This is a genomic window from Dactylosporangium maewongense (assembly GCF_039531485.1).
Lineage (GTDB): Bacteria > Actinomycetota > Actinomycetes > Mycobacteriales > Micromonosporaceae > Dactylosporangium > Dactylosporangium maewongense.
Genome location: NZ_BAAAQD010000002.1, coordinates 53917 through 72336, shown reverse-complemented (window position 1 = coordinate 72336; position 18420 = coordinate 53917). Strand labels below are relative to the sequence as shown.

The following is an 18420-nucleotide window of genomic DNA, read 5'->3' as shown; positions in this document are numbered from 1 at the left end:
AGCGTCGGCCCCCGTCCTTCGCTAGTACCGCCGGGAGCAGGGATAGTCGTCGGCGGACACCACCTCGGGCACGATCCGGCGGGCCTCGGCTCGGCCCAGGTTCCAGCCGCGCCAGTCGTCGCCGTCGTGCACGTCGGCGGAGATGCCGCTGAGCGTGCACTCGCGGGCGCCGGGCGGCAGCTTGTCCAGCGCCGGCGCGGCGTCGGCGGACAGCGTCGACAGGTACCAGAGGTCGGCGTTCTTGTAGGCGTACCGGGCGACGTTCTGCTCGGCGATGAACCGGTCCGGGTTCAGCACCGCGAGCCCCAGCAGCGTGACGACCCACAGGGCGACCGCGGCCCGCGGCAGCCAGCGCGTCGCCGGCACGACCCCCGCCACCATGATCAGGACGAGAAGGCCGCCGAGCCACAGCTCGAACGCGCTGACCAGGACGCGGAGGCGGCTGAAGCCGTACGCCTGCTCGTAGACGTCCATCCGCCACAGCGCGGACACCACGACGACGAGCGCGCCCAGGGACAGCAGCCCCAGGACCACCCGCAGCAGCGCCCGCTCGCGGGCCGTCTCCCGGGACGCCTTGCGGACCGTCACCGCGATCACGACGAGCGTGAGCAGCGTGACGACGAGCAGCTGCCAGAAGCCCTTCCGCGCGTAGTCGGCGAACGTGAGACCGGCGGTGCGCATCACGTAGTCGCGGTCGCCGAACAGGACCGCGACCTGCACGCCGACGAAGATCCCGAAGACGGCGAGGACGGCGCCGACCGGGACGACCCACTCGTACCAGCGGACCACCCGCCCCCGTCGTGGCCTGCCGTCGCCGAGCGTCGACGGGTTGTGCAGCAGGAACGCCCCGCCGAACGTGAGCCAGGCGGCGACGGCGCCGACGAACAGCCACCGCAACGGCGTGCTGAGCGACAGGTCGGGCAGGATCGTCTGCACGATCTGGTCGAACGCGGCGTCGGCGCTGGCGAACAGCGCCCCGAAGACGACGAGCAGCAGCACGCCGAGCCCGATCGAGCCGAGCAGCCGTGTCGCGCCGGACGCGCCTTCCTTCGCCCGGGCCCGGCTCATGCCGTACCGGACCCACGGCAGCGACCGGAACCCGGCCATCGGCAGGTTGACCAGCGCCGCGAAGACCGCCGGGACCCTCCGGCCGGCGCCGACGGCGAGCGCGACGCTGCCGAACGCGGCCAGGACACACAGGAAGAACAGCCAGCCCGCGGCCCGGAACACCCCGACGGACAGCAGCGCGACGGCGGCGGCGCTCCAGCACGTGGCCTCGACCGCGCTGGTGCCGCGCTGCTTCGGGTCCATCCGCAGCAGCACGACCAGCAGGGCGACGACGAGCGCGAGGCCGGCGACGGGCCAGCCGATGCCGGGCCGGTCCAGCGGCAGGGCGGCGGCCGCGACGACCGCGGTGACCAGGCCGCCGATGAGCACGGTGGGCCCCGCGGCGACACTGCGGACCGGCCAGTGCCGCTGGAACAGGGTCGGGTGCGGCGGGCCGAGCCGGACCGGGCTGATCAACGCCGGGTTCGGTGGGTTCGGCGGCGGGTTCGGTGCCGGGTGTGGCGGACGGGTCGGCGGGGCGAGCGTGGCGACCGCTCCTTGCGGCCCGCCGTGCCCCTGTTGCCGCTGCTCCTGGTGTACGGGGTGCGGCCCGGGGCGTGGTGGTTGCGGCGGGGCCTTTCGCAGGCCGGGTGCCACCCCGCCGGGCGGCGACGGCGGCCGGGGTGGTTGCGCGGCGGCGGGATCGTGCCGTTCCAGCGGGCGCGGTACCGGATACTGCGGCTTTTCCGCCGGGGTCGGCTCGACCGGTGTTGACTGCTTGTCCGTCGCGGGCTGCTCGGCCGGCGCGGGCTGCTCGGCCGGCGCGGGCTGCTCGGTCGGCGTCGGCTGGGCGGGGACGGTGGGGCGGTGCGGACCGTCGGATGGTTCCGTCGGGGACGACATGTCGGACTCCGGAGGGTATGAGGATCCGCGCGTCCGGCTGTCGCCGGACACGTACTGAAGACGCTTGGATCAGACGGGCAGGGTGACCCGGATGCGGCAACCCGCCATGCCATCCGGTTGCTCGATGACCGCGATCGTGCCGTTGTGCAGCTCGATGAGCCACTGGGCGATCGCCAGCCCCAGACCCGTGCCGCCACCGGAGGCGCGGGCGCCGCGGGTGAAGCGTTCGAAGACCCGCTCCCGCTCCGTGTACGGGATGCCGGGCCCTTCGTCGGCGACCTCGATCATCACCCGGTCGCCGTCGCGCCGGCCGATGATCGTGACGGTCCCGCCGTCGGAGCTGTGCCGGGTCGCGTTGTCGACCAGGTTGGTCAGGACGTGGTGCAGCCGCGCCCGGTCGGCACTGACCAGGGCGTTCTCCGGGAAGGCGCAGGACAGGTACTCGACCTTGTAGCCGGCGGCGGTGGCCTTCACCTCGGCCTCGGCCACCACCTCGATGAGCAGGTCCTCGATCCGGAAGTCCTCCCGGTCCAGCGGGACCACGCCGGCGTCGAGGCGGGACAGGTCGAGCAGCTCGGTGACGAGCCGCCCGAGGCGTTCGGTCTGGGCGAGCGCGGTACGCAGCGTCGCCTGGTCGGGCTGGACGACACCGTCGACGACGTTCTCCAGTACAGCCTGAACCGCCGAGATCGGGGTCCGCAGCTCGTGCGAGACGTTGGCGATCAGCTCGCGGCGCTGCTGGTCGGCGGCGGCGAGCTCGGCGGCCATCTGGTTGAACGCGACGGCGAGCTGGCCGACCTCGTCCTTCGACGTCGCCCTGACCCGGGCGGAGTAGTCGCCGCGGGCCATCGCCTGCGCCGCGGCGGTCATGTCGCGCAGCGGCGACGTCACCCCGCGGGCCAGGACCTGCGAGGTGAGCAGCCCGACCGTCAGCGCGATCTCCGTCGTCGTCGGCGGGATCCAGCCGATGCCGATCCAGAACACGCCGAGGCCCGCGCCGGCGGACGCGACGAGCAGCACCGCGAGCTTCAGCTTGATCGAGCGCAGCGGGTCGAGCGGCCGGGGCAGCAGGTCCAGGAAGTGCTTCATGTGGTCTCCAGCGCGTACCCGACTCCGTGGACGGTCCGGATCAGGTCGGACCCGAGCTTGCGGCGCAGCGCCTTGATGTGGCTGTCGACGGTCCGGGTGCCTGACGCGTCCGCCCAGCCCCACACCTCCGCGAGCAGCCGCTCCCGGGGCAGGACCGTGCGGGGGCGGGTCGCGAGGTTCACCAGCAGGTCGAACTCGGTCGGCGTCAGGTGCGCCTCGACGCCGCCGCGGCTGACCCGCCGCTGCGCCCGGTTGATCTCCAGGTCGCCGAGGACGATCGGGGTGGCGTCCGGGTCCGGCTGGGACTGCGCCAGCCGCTCCAGGCGCCGCAGCAGCACGTGGACGCGGGCGGCGAGCTCCCGCATCGAGAACGGTTTGGTGAGGTAGTCGTCGGCGCCGACCGCGAGCCCGACGAGCAGGTCCGTCTCGTCGTCACGGGCGGTGAGCATGAGCACGGCGACGGGCCGCTCCGCCTGGATGCGCCGGCACACCTCGAGGCCGTCGAACCCGGGCAGCATCACGTCGAGCACGACCAGGTCGGGGCGCAGCAGGCGGGCCGCGGCGACCGCGGACGGCCCGTCGTGCGCCTGGTCGACGGCGAACCCTTCGGCGCGGAGCCGGACGGCGATCGATTCCGCGATCATCCGCTCGTCGTCGACGACGAGCACCCTGCGCCGTTCCCCTGCCCCACCTGCGGTCATGCCAGCAGCGTATTGGGTAGATGCGAGGGGCAACGGTGCGTGATGTGTGGAAGTCGTGAAGACCTGTCCTTTGTTATGACCACGACTTCGCGGCGCGGACCAGTCTGTCCTTCAGCTCTCTGGTGTGCCGCCGGCTCACCGGCAGCTCGTGGTCGTCGATGACCACCACGTAGCCGGTGTTGGTCATCCGCAGCTCGGTGATGAGCTTCAGCTGCACCAGGAAGGAGCGGTGCACCCGTACGAAACCCGCGTCCGCCCAACGCTCCGCGAGGGTCGCCAGAGACACTCTGACCAGGTGGGACGCGTCTGCGGTGTGGAGCCTGGCGTAGTCGCCCTGGGCCTCGACCCAGCGGACCGACGAGCGGGGCAGCATCCTCGTCGTGCCGGCGAGTTCGACGGGGATCGTCGGGTCGTCCTGCCGGTCGCGGCGGCCGGCCACGGACGGGTGCGTGGGCACGAGCCTGGCGGCCAGCACGCGGCGCAGCGACTCCGCGATCCGGTCGGCGCGGACCGGTTTGCGCACGTAGTCGGCGACGCCCAGGTCGAACGCCTCGGCGGCGCGGTCGTCGTACGCGGTCACGAACACCACGGCGGGCGGCTTGGCGAACCGGCCGAGGACCCGGGCGAGCTCCATGCCGTCGAGCCCGGGCATGCGGATGTCGAGGAAGACGGCGTCGACGTCGATGTCCCGCAGGACCCGCAGCGCCTCGGTCGCGTCGCCGGCCGTGTGGAGCCGGCCGACGCGGGGGTCGGCGCGCAGCAGGTACGCGAGCTCGTCGAGCGCGGGCACCTCGTCGTCGACGGCGAGGACCCGCAGGAAGCCGGGCTGCTGCTGGTGCTCGTGCACGACCTGGCCGGTGAGGCTCCTGCCCGCGCTCGAGCTCATCGGCTGCTCCGCACTCCGGTTCATTGGCTGCTCCGCACTCCGGGGTGGAACTTCGGGACCCGCATGCTGACCTTCGTGCCCGCGTCGGGGGCCGTCTCGACCACGACGCCGAACCCGTCACCAAAGACCGACCGTAGCCGCTCATCGACGTTGCGCAACCCGACGTGCTGCCCGGCGTCGGTGGTGTCGTCGGCGCTGAGCAGCGCGGCAGGCTCCATCCCCACCCCGTCGTCCTCGACGGTGATGTGACATTCCGCGCCCGCGTCCCGCGCCACGATGCTGATCGTGCCCATCCCGGGCTTCCGCGACAACCCGTGCCGCACCGCGTTCTCGACCAGCGGCTGCAGGCACAGGAACGGCAGCGTCACGGGCAGGACCTCCGGCGCGATCTGGAGCCGCACCTGCAGCCGCTCACCGAACCGCGCCCGCTCGATCGTCAGGTACCGGTCGATGGACCGCAGCTCCTCGGCGAGTGTGGTGAACTCCCCGTGCGCCCGGAACGAGTACCGCGTGAACTCCGCGAACTCGAGAATCAACTCCCGCGCCAGCTCGGGATCGGTCCGGACAAAACTCGCAATTGCCGTCAACGCGTTGTAGATGAAGTGCGGGCTGATCTGCGCCCGCAGCGCCCGGACCTCCGCCCTGGCCAGCCGCGCCCGCGACGTGTCGAGCTCGGCGAGCGCCAGCTGCGTCCCCACCCAGCGCGCGGTCTCCGCCGTGGCCTGCACGAGCCCCGGCGCCGGCGGCCCGTCCGACAGCGCGACGAGCGCCCCCTCCCGCTGCGCGAGGGGGACGACGACGGCCCCGCGGACCGGGCAGTCGACGAGGTCGCACGGCAGTTCGTCGCTGCCGAGCACGGTGGACCGCCCGGCGGTGACCGCCTTCGCCCCGGCCGCCGCCACCTGCTCCCGGTGGTGCTCCCCCGCCCCGTCGAACGCCAGCACCCGCGCCGCATCGGTGACCGCGATCCCGGCGGCCCCGGTGAGCGTCCGCAGATGCCGGACCGCCTTGCCCGCCGCGACGTCGGTCAGCCCGTTGCGCAACGGCTCGGCCGCGAGCGCCGCGATGTGCAGCACGTCGTACGTCGCCCGCTGCGCCGCCGTCGCGATCGCCCGCCGCGACCGCAGCCGGACCACGGCCCACACCGCGACGCCGAGCGCCACCGCCAGCCCGACGACCGCGATCCCAGCGGCCAGGTTCCCACCCACGCGCCCATCCTGGACCACCCGAGCAGCCCACGACAGACCGAAATCCCCGGCGAGACACCGCAGCCCAGCGGGAGGGTGACGAGATGGCGGGTGAGGAGCGGAGAATGGCAGGGCGGGCGCGGAGGGCCGGCTCAGGCGCGTGCGCACCAACGCGATGCCGGCCGGATCCCGAAGCCCCTACCCAATCGGTGCCCGCCGGGTCAGTAGGCGCCCTTGCGGAAGACGACGACGCCGATGGTGCGCCAGAGGGTGTGCAGGTCCAGGACGAGGGACCAGTTGTCGACGTAGTAGAGGTCGAGGCGGACCGCGTCGTCCCAGGAGAGGTCGCTGCGGCCGCTGACCTGCCACAGGCCCGTGATGCCGGGGCGGACGAGGAGGCGGCGGCGCACGTCGCCGAGGAAGTCGCCGTCGTCGGCGGGGAGGGGGCGGGGGCCGACCAGCGACATCTCGCCGGCGAGGACGTTGAGGATCTGCGGGAGCTCGTCGATCGAGGTGGCGCGCAGCCACTTGCCGACCTTGAAGACCCGCGGGTCGTTCTTCATCTTGAAGAGCAGGCCGTCGCTCTCGTTGTGCTCGTCGAGGGTGGCCTGGCGTTCTTCGGCGTCGACGTACATGGTCCGCAGCTTCCAGACCTTGAACATCTTGCCTTCGCGGCCGATGCGGGGCTGGCGGAAGAAGATCGGACCCGGGTCGGAGAGCCTGATGGCGAGGGCGACGATCGGGAAGAACGGCAGGACGATGAGCAGGGCGACGAGCGCCAGGACCCGGTCGATGACGTTCTTGAAGAGCCAGCCGATGCCGGAGAGCTTGGGCTCCTCGACGTAGAGCAGCGGGATGCCCTCGATCGGCCGGATGTGGACGCGCGGGCCGGCGATGTCGGTGAGCTGCGGGGCGACGGCGAGGTCGATGCCGGTGCCTTCCAGCTGCCAGGCGAGGCGCCGCAGCTCGACGGGCTCGGCGCTGGCGGAGCCGCAGACGGCGATCGTGTCGGCGTTGAGCTCGCGGACCAGGGAGAGGATGTCGCGGCCGGCGTGGACGGGCACCGGGGTGACGGTGCTCGGCCGTGGCGCGTAGCCCTCGATCAGGTGGATGCCGACGGGGACGAGGCCTGCGGCGGGGTCGCGGGCGATCGCCTGATGGACCTCGAGCGCCTCCTGGAGCGTGCCGATGAGCAGCAGCCGGTGGGTCGCGAGGTTGAACTTGGTCCGCACGTACTGCAGGGCGCGTCTGGCGAAGTAGCGCAGGACGAGCACGTAGAGCAGGCCGCCGACGAGCGCGGCGCCGACCGAGGTCCGGGAGACCGCGGTCTTGGTCGCGAACGCGGCGAAGGCGACGATCGCGACGACGGTCCAGGAGGCGCGCACGACGCGCTTGAACTCGTCGGTGCCGGTGCCGAGGTAGCGGCGGTCGTAGGCGCCGTGGCCCCAGAGGACGAGCAGCCAGACGGCGGGCAGGATCCCGAACGTGATCGAGGTCCACAGGCCGGGGGCCTGCTCGAAGATCTCGTTGGTCTTGGTGTCGAGGAAGGTCCTCGCGGTGACGCTGGCCATGACACAGGCGAGGGTGTCGAGCAGCAGGAGGATCGCCGCGTAGGGGCGGTGCCACCGGGAGACCCGCCGGGCGCGCTGCCAGCCGGAGCGGGGCACGCCGTTGGGGCCGAGCGGAGTGAGCGCGTGTTCGGGAAGGATCTCGAAGCTGTCAAGCTCACCCAAGATAGATCTCCGGCTCGGCGGGGTGGCCGGACGTTGGAGACTAGCGGTCACCTGAGTGTGTCCTCTCGCACCACGATCCGGGGATCAGGGCGCTCAACTGCTCGACCGGGTGGGATGTGGTCGCCGACGCAAGAACACCCGATCGCACGCGAGAAGTGTCCCATGTTGGTTCGGGCTACTGACGACGACCGGCCGAGACTAGTTGCTGAACGTGTTGGCTGTCGAGTGCACTGGCGTGGGCCGGACAGAACTCCGCGTGACAATCACCGCGAGTAGCGCACCACCTACCAAACACGCCAGAAGGGGCACAACACTGCCGAGCGGCGGCTGCCAGGTTCCACCGAACGGGTTCAGCCGTTCGTTGATTCCGTGCTGGAAGCGGGTCATGACGCGGGCCAGCGCGTACAGGTGGAGCGGGATCGTCACGGCGACGATCGCCGGCACGAGCCAGCGAGAGGGGGGCCACGTTGCGTAACGGTCGGTGGACCCGGCGAGGAGGACCGCGCCGACGGCGAGCGGCATGACGTAGCGGCCGTGGGCGAAGTGGCCGACCTTCGGGGCGAAGTAGAGCTCCAGGGCGACCAACAACACCAGAGACGCCAGGCTGACAGCGAGGATCCCGATGCGCAGCCGCCACGGTCCGAACCAGAGGGCGGGAACGACCACGGCGAGGATCAGCAGGTACCAGAGTCCGATCATGCCGAGTGAGACGGTGGTCTCGCCGTAGCCGAACTGGCCGACGATCTGGCGGATCCAGAACTCGGCGCGGTTGTCGGCGATGTCGCGCAGGATCGCCCCGCTGGTGGTGGCCGCGATCGGCCGGCCGGGGTCGACGGCATCGCCCCGGGACGCGACCAGTGTCCAGAAGACAGCGAACGCGAGGCCGCCGGCGGCCGGCAGCCAGAATGCCCGCGACCGGACCCACGTCTTCGTCACGAACAGCGACACCGCCAGTACCGACGCCGCGAAGAACGGACCGAGGTCCCTGGTGGTCAGCAGCAGCGCCGCGGCGACCCCCGCCGCGGGCCAGTGTTTGCGCAGCGCGGCGACGTAGAGCAGGACGGCGGCGCTGATCTCCAGGCCGTTGGGGTTGAGCGCGCCGGCGAGGTTCAGCAGCATCGGGGTCGCGGCGAGCACGACCGAGGCCCGGAGCAGCGCCGTGCCGGCGAGGGCGAACGCCACGGCGAGCAGCAGGGCCGACAGCAGGGCGGACAGCAGCCGCGCCCAGATCAGGCCGGCGTTCGTCGGGGAGATCCGCAACGGCAGGCCGACGAGGGCGTAGTAGACCGGGCTGTACCGGGCGGCGGCGCTGGGCTGGAGCACGTCGGACCGGTCGTCGGTGAAGGTGAGGCAAGACGCCGGCTGGTACGAGGGCCGGCCCAGCCGGGTGCAGTCGGCGTTGAGCGGCAGCAGGCTGCGCGGGCCGGTGAACGCGTTGGTCTCGATGCCGCTGTCGTCCACGGCCCGGTCGTGCGGCAGCCACTGGCCGGTCCACACGGCCCAGGCCCTGACGAGGTGCTGCTTCTCGTCGTAGGTGCCGTTGGACGGCAGCGCGAGCGCCCATGCCGCGCCGAGGAGGAAGAAGCCGATGAACGCGATCAGGAAGGCACGGCGCACCGGGCCAGCGTAGTCAGCGCACGAGCTTCGACAGCCGCCGGTCGGCCAAGGGTTTGCCGTTGGTCTGGCAGGTGGGGCAGTACTGCAGCGACGTGTCGGCGAAGGAGACCTCGCGGACGGTGTCGCCGCAGACGGGGCAGGGCAGGCCGGTGCGGGCGTGCACGGCGAGGCCGGAGCGCTTCTCGGACTTCAGCGTCGCGGCCTTCTGCCCGACCGAGCGGGAGACGGCGTCGGTCAGCACGGCGCGGGTGGCGGCGTGCAGCACGGCCATCGTCTCGTCGGTGATGCGGTTGGTCAGCGCGAACGGGGACATCTTCGCGGCGTGCAGGATCTCGTCGGAGTAGGCGTTGCCGACGCCGGCGATCACGGTCTGGTCGGTGAGGACGCCTTTGATCTGGCCCTTGCGGCTGCGGATCGCGGCGGCGAACTCGTCGGTGGTGACCGCGAGGACGTCGGGGCCGAGCCGGGCGATGCCGGGCACGAGCCGCGGGTCGGTGACGAAGTAGGCGGCGAGGCTCTTCTTCGTGCCGGCCTCGGTGAGGTCGAAGCCGGAGTCGTCGTCGAGTCGCACCCGGACGGCGATCGGGCCGGAGCCCGGCTTGAGCGGGGTCTTGGCGTTGAACGTCTCGCGGTAGTGCAGCCAGCCGGCGCGGGCCAGGTGGGTGACAAGGTGCAGGTCGTCGCCGACGTGGATGTCGAGGAACTTGCCGTGCCGGGACGCGCCGGTCAGGGCCTGGCCGGCCGCGGCGGTCACCGGCGGGTCGAAGGTCTTCAACGCGCTCAGCGACGGGACCTCGATGCGGTCGATGGTGTGGCCGACGGCGCGCTCGCGGAGGAACGCGGCGAGCGCTTCGACCTCGGGAAGCTCGGGCACTCGTACAGTCTGCCTCAGTTAGTCTTTTCCCGTCATGAAGGTCGTTGTCGCGCACAATCGCTACGCGTCCGGCGCACCGTCCGGTGAGAATGTCATCGTCGATGCCGAGATCGCGCAACTGTCCAAGGCCGGGGTGTCGGTGCTGCCGTTTCTGCGCAGTTCCGACGAGATCGGCACGTTCTCCACGGCGCGGAAGGTGCTGCTGCCGCTGTCACCGATCCGCAACGGCGACTCGCAGCGCGCCCTGGAAAAGCTGATAAAAGCGGAAAAGCCGGACGTGTTGCATTTGCACAACGCCTATCCGCTCCTGTCGCCCTGGGTGGTCCGGACGGCGCATTCGGCAGGTGTACCGGTGGTGCACACCGTCCACAACTACCGCCAGGTCTGCGCGCCGGGACTCTATTTCCGCGACGGGCACATCTGCACCGAGTGCCGGGGCAAGTCGTTCGCGCTGCCGGCGATCCGGCACTCGTGCTACCGGGACTCGAAGGCGCAGTCCGCGGTGATGGCGACGACGCTCGCCGTGCACCGCGGCACCTGGCGCGGGGTGGACCGGTTCGTCGCGCTCACCGACCGGATCGCGGAGCACCTGCGCGACTTCGGCATCCCGGACGAGCGGATCACGGTCAAGCCGAACGGCATCCCGGACACGGGAGCGGCCCCCGGTCGCGGCGAGGGGTTCCTGTACGCGGCGCGGCTGACCCCCGAGAAGGGCCTGTCGCTGGTGCTGGACGCGTGGCGGCGGCACCCGGACGGGGCGCTGGGGCCGCTGCGGATCATCGGCGACGGCCCGCTGCGCCCGCTGGCCGAGGCGGCCGCCGCGGAACGCTCGGACATCACGTATCTGGGGGTGCTGCCGAACGCCGAGGTGCGGGCGCAGATCGGCGCCGCGTCGTGTGTGATCGCGGCGTCCACGTGGCACGACGTGCTGCCCACGATCGTGCTGGAGGCGCTGTGCGCGGGGCGGCCGGTCCTGGTCACGGACCGGGGCGGGCTGCCGTTCCTCGCCGGCGACGCCGGGTGGGTCGTCGAGCCCGAGCCCGCCGCGCTCGCCGGCGGGCTGATCGTGGCGCACGCGGGCGCCGCGGCCCTGGCGCCGGTGGCGCGGGCGCGCTTCGAGGGGCACTTCTCCCCTGATGTGCTCACCCAGCGGCTGATCGACGTCTACCGCAGCGTCGTGCGGTGACCCCCCGGCGGGCCGGTTGGACCGTCGCCGGGATCGTGGCCGTCGGCCTCATCGCCGGCGCGGTCGAGCTGGTCGTCGACGACAGCTACCGCGACGCCGCGCTCGCGCTGGTCGCCGGCCTGATCGCGGGGGCGGTCGGGGCGCTCACCGTGTCGCTGGTGCCGGGCTCGGACCTGCGCGGGCTGGTCCTCGGTGCGGTGTTCGCCGTGCAGGGGGTGCTGAGCTGGACGTACACCAACACCGGCGCCGTCGTATGGGGCCTGCTGCTGCTGTCGGGCCTGCTGCTGCTCTTCTGGTTCCGGCCGGTCTCGTTCCTTGCCGTGCGGTCCGGCGCGGCGTGGCTCGGCGTGTCGTACCTGATCATCGGCGCGCTCGGTGCAGCACTGGTGTTCAAGCCGGAGATCGCGGTGCAGCGCACGCTGTACGCCGGATATTTCGGACTTGTCGTGCTGGCGGTGTTCGCGTTCCGGGGGTCGTTCGCGCGGCTTACGCTCGGGATCGCGGTCGCGTTCCTCGGCACGGTCGCGGTGCTGCTGGCGGCCGGGTCGGGCAACCTGTTCACGTCGCCGCACGTCGTGCCGGACACGCCGTGGGGGCGCGGCTTCGAGTACCGGTTCTGGGGCGCGTCCTGGCTGCTGGACCACCCCAACGCGATGGCGTGCATCGCCGTGCTCGCCGCGATCCGCATCGGCGCCGACACCGGCGTCGCCGCCTGGCAGCGCATCGGATCGGTCGCGACCGCCGCCCTGGTCCTGTGCGCCAGCGACTCCCGCACCGGCTTCCTGCTCATGGCGATCGCGACGCTGGCGTTCATCTGGTACGGCCGCCGCCTCACCCTCGTCCCCGCCGCCGCACTCGGGCTCGTGCTGCTCGTCAACGGCCCGTCGTTCCTGGTCAAGGAGCGGTACGGCGACGACGCCGGGGTCAGCAGCGGCCGGGTCGAGACGTGGCGGCAGGTCGGAACCGACTGGCGGCACGACAGCCGCACCGAGCAGCTGCTCGGCAACACCCGCGACGCCCGGGCCACCGTGTACCGGGCGAGCAGCGGCGCCGACATCAAGCTGACCGTCGACAACGCGCCGATCGCGGCGCTGCGCAAGGCCGGCGTGGCCGGCGTCGCCGCCTTCCTCGCCGGTCTCGGCCTGCTGCTGTGGAACGTGTGGCGGCGCCGCCGGGACGCCGACCCCTGGCTGGTGGTGCTGCTCCCGGGCGCGCTGTTCACGATGATCACGAACGAGTGGCTGATCGGTGGCACGGGCGGCACGCTGTGGCTGCTGCTGCTCGCCGGGGAGGCCGCCCTGCTGCTCGGCCCGGTCAGTCCACCCAGCGCTCCGGCTTCTCGACCTTGACCGTCCTGCCGTAGTCGGCGAACTCGACGGTGACCGTGGCGACCAGCTTCTGGTCCACCAGCCCGTAGAACGGCGTGTTGTAGGTGACCTTCTTGACCTTGCCGTCCGCGACGGTCGCCTCGCCCTCGGTCGGACCGGCCGGAATCGTGAACCGGTAGACGCCGGGGGACGCCTCGGTGACCGTGCCGACCTTCGCGAGGTTCTGCAGCAGCTGAGCGGGGTCCCCCGATACCGGGAACGGGTCGTCGCCGAGGCCGCTGAACGTGAGCGAGTCGTGCCGCCCGTCGTTCTGGAACTTCCAGTGACCCTTGCCGTCGCCGATGAACCGTTGCCCGTCGACGAGGCGCTGCTCGCTGCCGTCGCCGTAGTGCAGCACGCCGGTGGTGGCGGCCGGGTCGAACTCACCCCTGGCGGTGCGGGTCTCGGGGCCCGCCACCATCGTGATCGTGAACGCGTAGCTGGTCGACCCGCTGGCGGCGACCGCGGCGGCCAGCCTGATCTGCGGCGTCCCCTGCTGCGTGCCCTCCTGCGCGCTTCCCTGCGCGCTCTTCTGCGCGGTCGCGGCCGGGCCGTTCGCCGGCGACTGCTGGAGCGCGACGGCGCCGGCGGTGACCCCGAGGACAGCGGCGGCGGTGACCCCGGCCAGGGCCGCGGTGCGGCGCCGGCGGGCGCGGCGGCGGCCGCGCTCCAGCAGCAGCCGGGTCGGCGCGGGCGAGCCGGGCTCGCGGTCCACCAGGTCGTGCAACTGGTCCGAAAGGTGCTGGTCGATGGGCATGAGCGTCACCTGTTCTGTTCGAAGATCGGTGTGCGCAGGGCGGCCCGCAGCTTGGCGAGCGCCCGCGCGTTCTGGCTCTTGACCGTGCCGACGGAGCAGCCGAGGATGGCCGCGATCTCCGTCTCGGGCAGGTCCTCGTAGTGGCGCAGGACGACGACCGCGCGCTGCCGGGGCGCCAGCGCCCGCAGGGCCTCGCGGAGCAGCTCGGTGTCTGGGTGCCGGTCGGCGGAGCGGTCGGCGGCGTCGGGCGGGTCGGCGACGAGCCGCTCGCGGCGCAGCCGCCGCCACAGCGACACGTTGTTGTTGACGAGCATGCGCCGCAGGTAGGCGTGCGGGTCGTCGGCGCGGGCCAGCCGCCGCCACCGCTCGTAGATCCTGACCAGGCAGTCCTGGAGCAGGTCCTCCCCGCGGTGCCGGTCGCCGGTCAGCAGGATGGCCAGCCGCAGGTGCCGCTGCCAGGCGGCCTCCACGAAGGCCACGTAGGTGGCGTCGGTGTCTTCCACGGCCCTTGCACGTCCGGGGGGCCCGAAAGGTTGCTCGGCTTTCTGCGTCTCAGGCTTTCTGTGTTCAGGCCTTCTGGGTCGCGTCCAGTCGCGGCGCCGGCGTGGGTGCCGGCGGGCCGACGGACTTCAGCGCGTACCCGTACAGGACGACCATGCAGATGAGTCCGGTGGTGGAGCCGGTGAGCAGGCCCCACGCGGCGCCCTGCAGGCCCTGGCTGGCGCCGACGGACAGGCCGGTCAGCGACACGGTCGCGAACACGACGTACTGCACGAACAGCATCCTGGCGCGGTGCATGCCGCGCATCGCGGCGGTGAACGGCACCTGGAGCAGGTACACGGCGCCCTGCAGCGCGATCGGCAGGGCGAGCGGCGCGGCCTCGGCGAACTTGTCCGTCGTCGTCAGTACCCACGACACCAACGGCCACACGATGACGACCATCAGCGTGCCGAGCACCGCGAACGCGAGCGCGAGCTGTCTGGTCTGGCGGCGCAGGGTCGCGGCGGCATCGGCCCCCTCGGCGCCGGGCTTCGCGGCGTCGGCGGCGGCACGGGACGCCCGCGGCACCAGCAGCCCCTGGATCGCCGCCACCAGGTTCTGTACCGGCTGCAGCTGCACGGTCTGCACGAAGCGCAGGTTGCCGAGCTCGATCTTCGACAGCTTGCCGGCGACGAGGAAACTGATCGCGAGGACCTGTACCTGGGCGACGATCGCGGTGGCGGTGAACCAGCCGGACAGGTGCCGGGTCTCGGCGAGCCACGCCTTCGGGTTGCCGCGCCACGGCACGCGCTGCTCGCGCAGCAGGTAGACGGTGGCGCCGGCGGTCGCGCCGATCCCCCACGCGGCGAGGAACCCGCCCGGGCTCTCGTTGCCCGTCAGGATCATCAGGATGATCACGACGCCCTGGGTGCCGGCCCACACGAGGTCGATGCCGAGCGCCTTGTCGGGCCTGCGGTCGGCGAGGTAGTCGCACCGGGCCGTGTCGTGCAGCATCAGCGGCACCATGAACGGCACCAGCCAGATGAGCTCGTCGAGGTCGATGTTGCCGTCGTGCGGCCAGACGAGCCACAGCACGGTGAAGACGACCATCGTCGTTATGCCGGAGCAGAGCGCGGTCGTCAGCCCGTTGCGGATGAGCCGGCCCCGGTGCTCACCCTCGAACCGCGACGCGAGGGCGAGCAGCACGTCGCCGACGAACGCCCGGTTGAGGTACATCGAGAAGTAGCCGACGCTCAGCGCGAGCGCCAGCGCGCCGAACTGGTCCTTGGGCAGCAGGATGCCGCCGAGCAGCGTGTTGGCCGCGTTCGCGGTCGCGATGACGACCTGGTCGAGCAGGCCGGCACCGACGAAACGGGACGCGACGCGTATCGCCTGCATACGGCGGCTGCGGGAGGGCTGCTGGCCGGCAACCTCTGGCGGCTGCTGGCCGGTAACCTCTGGAGGCTGCTGGTCGGTCACCCTCGACAGCCATGGTCGCGAACGAGCTTCACGACACGCACCATACGTGACCTGCGGGTGACGAGACTATCCCGTCGGCCCCTTCACCAACTGACATCCAGCGGTTTTCCCTCCGCGTACCCGGCGGCGCTCTGCACGCCCACTGTGGAACGCTCCGCGAACTCCTCCAGGTTGCCCGCTCCGGCGTACGTGCAGGCGCTGCGGACCCCGGCGACGATCGCGTCGAGGATGTCCTCCACCCCCGGACGGCGCGGGTCCAGGTACATCCGCGACGATGAGATGCCCTCTTCGAACAGGGCCTTGCGGGCGCGCTCGTACACGCTGTCGTCGGCGGTCCGGCGGCTCACCGCGCGCGCCGACGCCATGCCGAAGTTCTCCTTGTAGAGCCGGCCGCTCTGGTCGCGCCGCGGGTCGCCCGGCGACTCGTGGGTGCCGGCCAGCCATGAGCCGATCATCACGTTGGACGCCCCCGCGGCGAGCGCCAGCGCCACGTCGCGCGGGTGACGCACGCCGCCGTCGGCCCACACGTGCCTGTCGCGCCGCTTCGCCTCCGCCGCGCACTCGAGCACCGCGGAGAACTGCGGCCGGCCCACCCCGGTCATCATCCGCGTGGTGCACATCGCGCCCGGCCCGACGCCGACCTTGATGATGTCGGCGCCCGCCTCGATGAGGTCCGCGACACCGTCCCTGGTCACGACGTTGCCGGCGACCACCGGCACGCCCGGGTCCAGCGCCCTGACGGCCCGCAGCGTGGAGATCATCCGCTCCTGGTGCCCGTGCGCGGTGTCGACGACGAGCACGTCCACGCCGGCGGCGAGCAGCTTGTCGGCCCGTCCCGCCGCGTCGCCCGTGATGCCGATCGCGGCGCCGATGCGCAGCTGCTGGTGCTTGTCCACCGCCGGCTGGTACAGCGTGGCGCGCAGCGCGGCGTTCCGCGTCAGAATTCCGACAAGCCGACCTTCGGCATTGATGACCGGGGCGAGCTTGTGATGCCCGGCGGTCAGCTGCACGAACGCGTCCTCAGGGCTGATGTCCTCCGGCAGCGTCTGCAGGTTGCGCGACATCACGCTCTGCAGCTGGCTGAACCGGTCGACGTCGTGGCAGTCGCTCTCGGTCACCACACCCACCGGCCGGCCGTCCTGCACGACGATCACCGCGCCGTGCGCCCGCTTCGGCAGCAGGTCCAGCGCCAGCGACACCGTCTCCGTCGGCCCCAGCGTGATCGGCGTGTCGTGCACCAGGTGCCGCTGCTTCACCCACGACACCGCCTCCGCGACCACGTCGATCGGGATGTCCTGCGGGATGACCGCCAGGCTCCCCCGCCGCGCCACCGTCTCCGCCATCCGCCGCCCCGCGACCGCGGTCATGTTCGCCACCACGATCGGGATCGTCGTGCCGCTGCCGTCCCGCGAGTTCAGGTCGACCGCCATGCGTGACTCGACGGCGCTGCGGCTCGGCACCATGAACACGTCGTCATACGTCAGGTCGTAGCCCGGCTGCTGATCGTTGAGGAAGCGCACGTCTCGGAACTCTAACGCGCGTTCCGGCGCGGTATCGGGCCTTCTCGCGCTCCTTCTCGCGTCATGCCCCTGTTCCTGCCACCTCCGCGAGGGTGGTCAACCCTTGAGCGCGCCCTCCTGAGCAGGGAGAATTGCGTGAAGTGCCGGTTGCGAGGAGTGATGCCTGATGCAGGTCCACGAGGCCATGTCCACCGCCGTCGTCCAGCTCGGCCCCGACCACACGCTCCGCCAGGCCGCCCAGCTGATGTCCCGCCACCGCGTCGGCTCCGCCATCGTCCTCGACCCCGACGGCGCGGGCGTCGGCATCATCACCGAACGCGACATCCTCAAAGCCATCGGCGCCGACCTCGACCCCGACGTCGAACGCACCGCCGAGCACATCACCTGGGAAGTCGTCTACGCCAGCCCCACCTGGACCATCGAAGAGGCCGCCTCCGCCATGGTCCGCGGCGGCTTCCGCCACCTCGTCGTCCTCGACAACGACGACGTCCTGGGCGTCATCTCAGTCCGCGACATCCTCCGCGTCTGGGTCCACCAGAACTCCCCCGTAGCCGCCTGACGCTGTTTCCCTCTTCCACCGCTGCCGCCCCAACGTGATCCAAGAACGGTTCCGGCCCCAACAACCGGAACCGTCCTTCGATCACGCCCGGCAACCACCCCCGCCACCCGCCGCCCCCGGCCAATCACCGACGCCGGCGCCACCATGCCCACCAACGCGAAGATCCAAGGACCGATCCGGCCGTCATCGCGACCGGATCCGTCCTTCGATCATCAGTCGGCGCCCTGCCGCCCCCACCAGGGCAGGCCTCGTCGCCACCACCTTCCGCAGCACAATGATCAAAGGACGAAACCGGCCGTCATCGCGACCAGAACCGTCCTTCGATCATCCGTCGGGGGCTGCGGGGGTGTGTCCATCAGGGGCAGGTGCATCGCTGGCGGTCCAGCGGCGTGGAGGTTGTCGGGTGAAGCCTGTCAGGACGACGGTCGTACCGCCTTTCGGGGTTCGCCGGTGCTGAGGGCGATGGACCGTGGTCAGGTCGCACTGGCAGGGAGGCGCCGCGGGGAGCCCGACAGGCCGCGGCGCTCGATCGGGCTTGCCGGGCACACGACAACTCAGGTCGTGTCGGGCTCGACCCGGCCGCGGCGGGGCGACCGGCCACCCTGCGGCGCTTGACCTCCACGCGGACCCCGACGGGCACGCGAGGACCAATCAGCCCCACGCGGCACCCCGCCGGCCGCCCCGCCAGGCACACGGCCAGGCACACGGCCAGGCACACGGCCAGGCACACGGCCAGGCACACGGCCAGGCGCACAGCCGGGCAGATGCGGCACCCGAGACCGGTCGTCGCAGCCGACCGGCACGACGGAGCCGAACAGGCGCAGGACTCGGCCGACACGAGGGGACCCGAACAGCCACTGGACCCGGCTGGGCGTGCGGAACCGGCCGGGCAGGTCAGGACGGACGTCAGGAGCCAAGGACGGCGGGCAGGCCGAGGCCGCGGCGGCCGACGGTCGGCGACGAGCAGCACCGGAGGCGACTGGAAGGAGCGGAACGGCCGGGTCCACGCGGGGACTCGTGCGCCGGCGGCGCCGC

Annotated in this window: 15 protein-coding genes; 3 read left to right on the top strand and 12 right to left on the bottom strand. The window is 71.9% G+C overall.

Annotated features, from left to right (window positions below; all coding sequences use genetic code 11):
* Positions 1-21: 21 nt before the first annotated feature.
* The 8 genes from ABD332_RS07185 to ABD332_RS07150 all read right to left on the bottom strand — a co-directional run bounded on the left by ABD332_RS07185 (position 22) and on the right by ABD332_RS07150 (position 10037).
* Positions 22-1950 (bottom strand): DUF4153 domain-containing protein, encoded by a 1929-nt coding sequence (locus ABD332_RS07185; protein ID WP_344500892.1) that lies wholly within the window; start codon positions 1948-1950, stop codon positions 22-24.
* A gap of 69 nt (positions 1951-2019) precedes the next feature.
* Positions 2020-3039 (bottom strand): HAMP domain-containing sensor histidine kinase, encoded by a 1020-nt coding sequence (locus ABD332_RS07180; protein WP_344500890.1) that lies wholly within the window; start codon positions 3037-3039, stop codon positions 2020-2022.
* Positions 3036-3740 (bottom strand): response regulator, encoded by a 705-nt coding sequence (locus tag ABD332_RS07175; protein WP_344500888.1) that lies wholly within the window; start codon positions 3738-3740, stop codon positions 3036-3038. The genes ABD332_RS07180 and ABD332_RS07175 overlap by 4 nt, the downstream gene beginning before the upstream one ends.
* Before the next feature lie 73 nt (positions 3741-3813).
* Entirely contained in the window at positions 3814-4626 is an 813-nt protein-coding gene (locus tag ABD332_RS07170) for a LytR/AlgR family response regulator transcription factor (RefSeq protein ID WP_344500886.1), read from the bottom strand.
* Positions 4627-4646: 20 nt separating this feature from the next.
* A complete protein-coding gene (locus tag ABD332_RS07165; protein WP_344500884.1) occupies positions 4647-5834 on the bottom strand; it encodes a sensor histidine kinase in 1188 nt (395 codons plus the stop codon).
* 200 nt (positions 5835-6034) lie between these two features.
* Positions 6035-7546: a sugar transferase gene (locus ABD332_RS07160; protein WP_344500882.1), complete on the bottom strand. Its 1512-nt coding sequence runs from the start codon at positions 7544-7546 to the stop codon at positions 6035-6037.
* A 198-nt stretch (positions 7547-7744) separates the two neighbouring features.
* Positions 7745-9163, bottom strand: coding sequence for a DUF2142 domain-containing protein (locus ABD332_RS07155; RefSeq protein ID WP_344500880.1), 1419 nt, complete (start codon positions 9161-9163; stop codon positions 7745-7747).
* A gap of 13 nt (positions 9164-9176) precedes the next feature.
* Positions 9177-10037 (bottom strand): Fpg/Nei family DNA glycosylase, encoded by an 861-nt coding sequence (locus ABD332_RS07150; RefSeq protein WP_344500878.1) that lies wholly within the window; start codon positions 10035-10037, stop codon positions 9177-9179.
* A 34-nt stretch (positions 10038-10071) separates the two neighbouring features.
* On the opposite strand from ABD332_RS07150, the gene ABD332_RS07145 reads away from it, so the two are divergent.
* Both ABD332_RS07145 and ABD332_RS07140 read left to right on the top strand, forming a co-directional pair.
* The gene (locus ABD332_RS07145; RefSeq protein WP_344500876.1) at positions 10072-11223 is read left to right on the top strand and encodes a glycosyltransferase family 4 protein; all 1152 of its coding nucleotides are present in this window, start codon (positions 10072-10074) and stop codon (positions 11221-11223) included.
* Positions 11220-12572, top strand: coding sequence for a hypothetical protein (locus ABD332_RS07140; RefSeq protein ID WP_344500874.1), 1353 nt, complete (start codon positions 11220-11222; stop codon positions 12570-12572). The genes ABD332_RS07145 and ABD332_RS07140 overlap by 4 nt, the downstream gene beginning before the upstream one ends.
* Here the strand turns inward: ABD332_RS07140 and ABD332_RS07135 are convergent.
* The 4 genes from ABD332_RS07135 to ABD332_RS07120 all read right to left on the bottom strand — a co-directional run bounded on the left by ABD332_RS07135 (position 12538) and on the right by ABD332_RS07120 (position 16826).
* On the bottom strand, positions 12538-13347 hold the full coding sequence (locus ABD332_RS07135) for a hypothetical protein (RefSeq protein WP_344500872.1): 810 nt from the start codon (positions 13345-13347) through the stop codon (positions 12538-12540). The two genes, ABD332_RS07140 and ABD332_RS07135, sit on opposite strands and share 35 nt — an antisense overlap.
* 5 nt (positions 13348-13352) lie before the next feature.
* Positions 13353-13850, bottom strand: coding sequence for a SigE family RNA polymerase sigma factor (locus tag ABD332_RS07130; protein ID WP_344500870.1), 498 nt, complete (start codon positions 13848-13850; stop codon positions 13353-13355).
* Between the two features lie 64 nt (positions 13851-13914).
* A complete protein-coding gene (locus tag ABD332_RS07125) occupies positions 13915-15225 on the bottom strand; it encodes an MATE family efflux transporter (protein WP_344500868.1) in 1311 nt (436 codons plus the stop codon).
* Between the two features lie 164 nt (positions 15226-15389).
* A complete protein-coding gene (locus ABD332_RS07120; RefSeq protein ID WP_344500866.1) occupies positions 15390-16826 on the bottom strand; it encodes a GuaB1 family IMP dehydrogenase-related protein in 1437 nt (478 codons plus the stop codon).
* A gap of 166 nt (positions 16827-16992) precedes the next feature.
* Here ABD332_RS07120 and ABD332_RS07115 point away from each other — a divergent pair, with 166 nt between their 5' ends.
* Positions 16993-17385: a CBS domain-containing protein gene (locus ABD332_RS07115; RefSeq protein ID WP_344500864.1), complete on the top strand. Its 393-nt coding sequence runs from the start codon at positions 16993-16995 to the stop codon at positions 17383-17385.
* Positions 17386-18420 lie beyond the last annotated feature (1035 nt).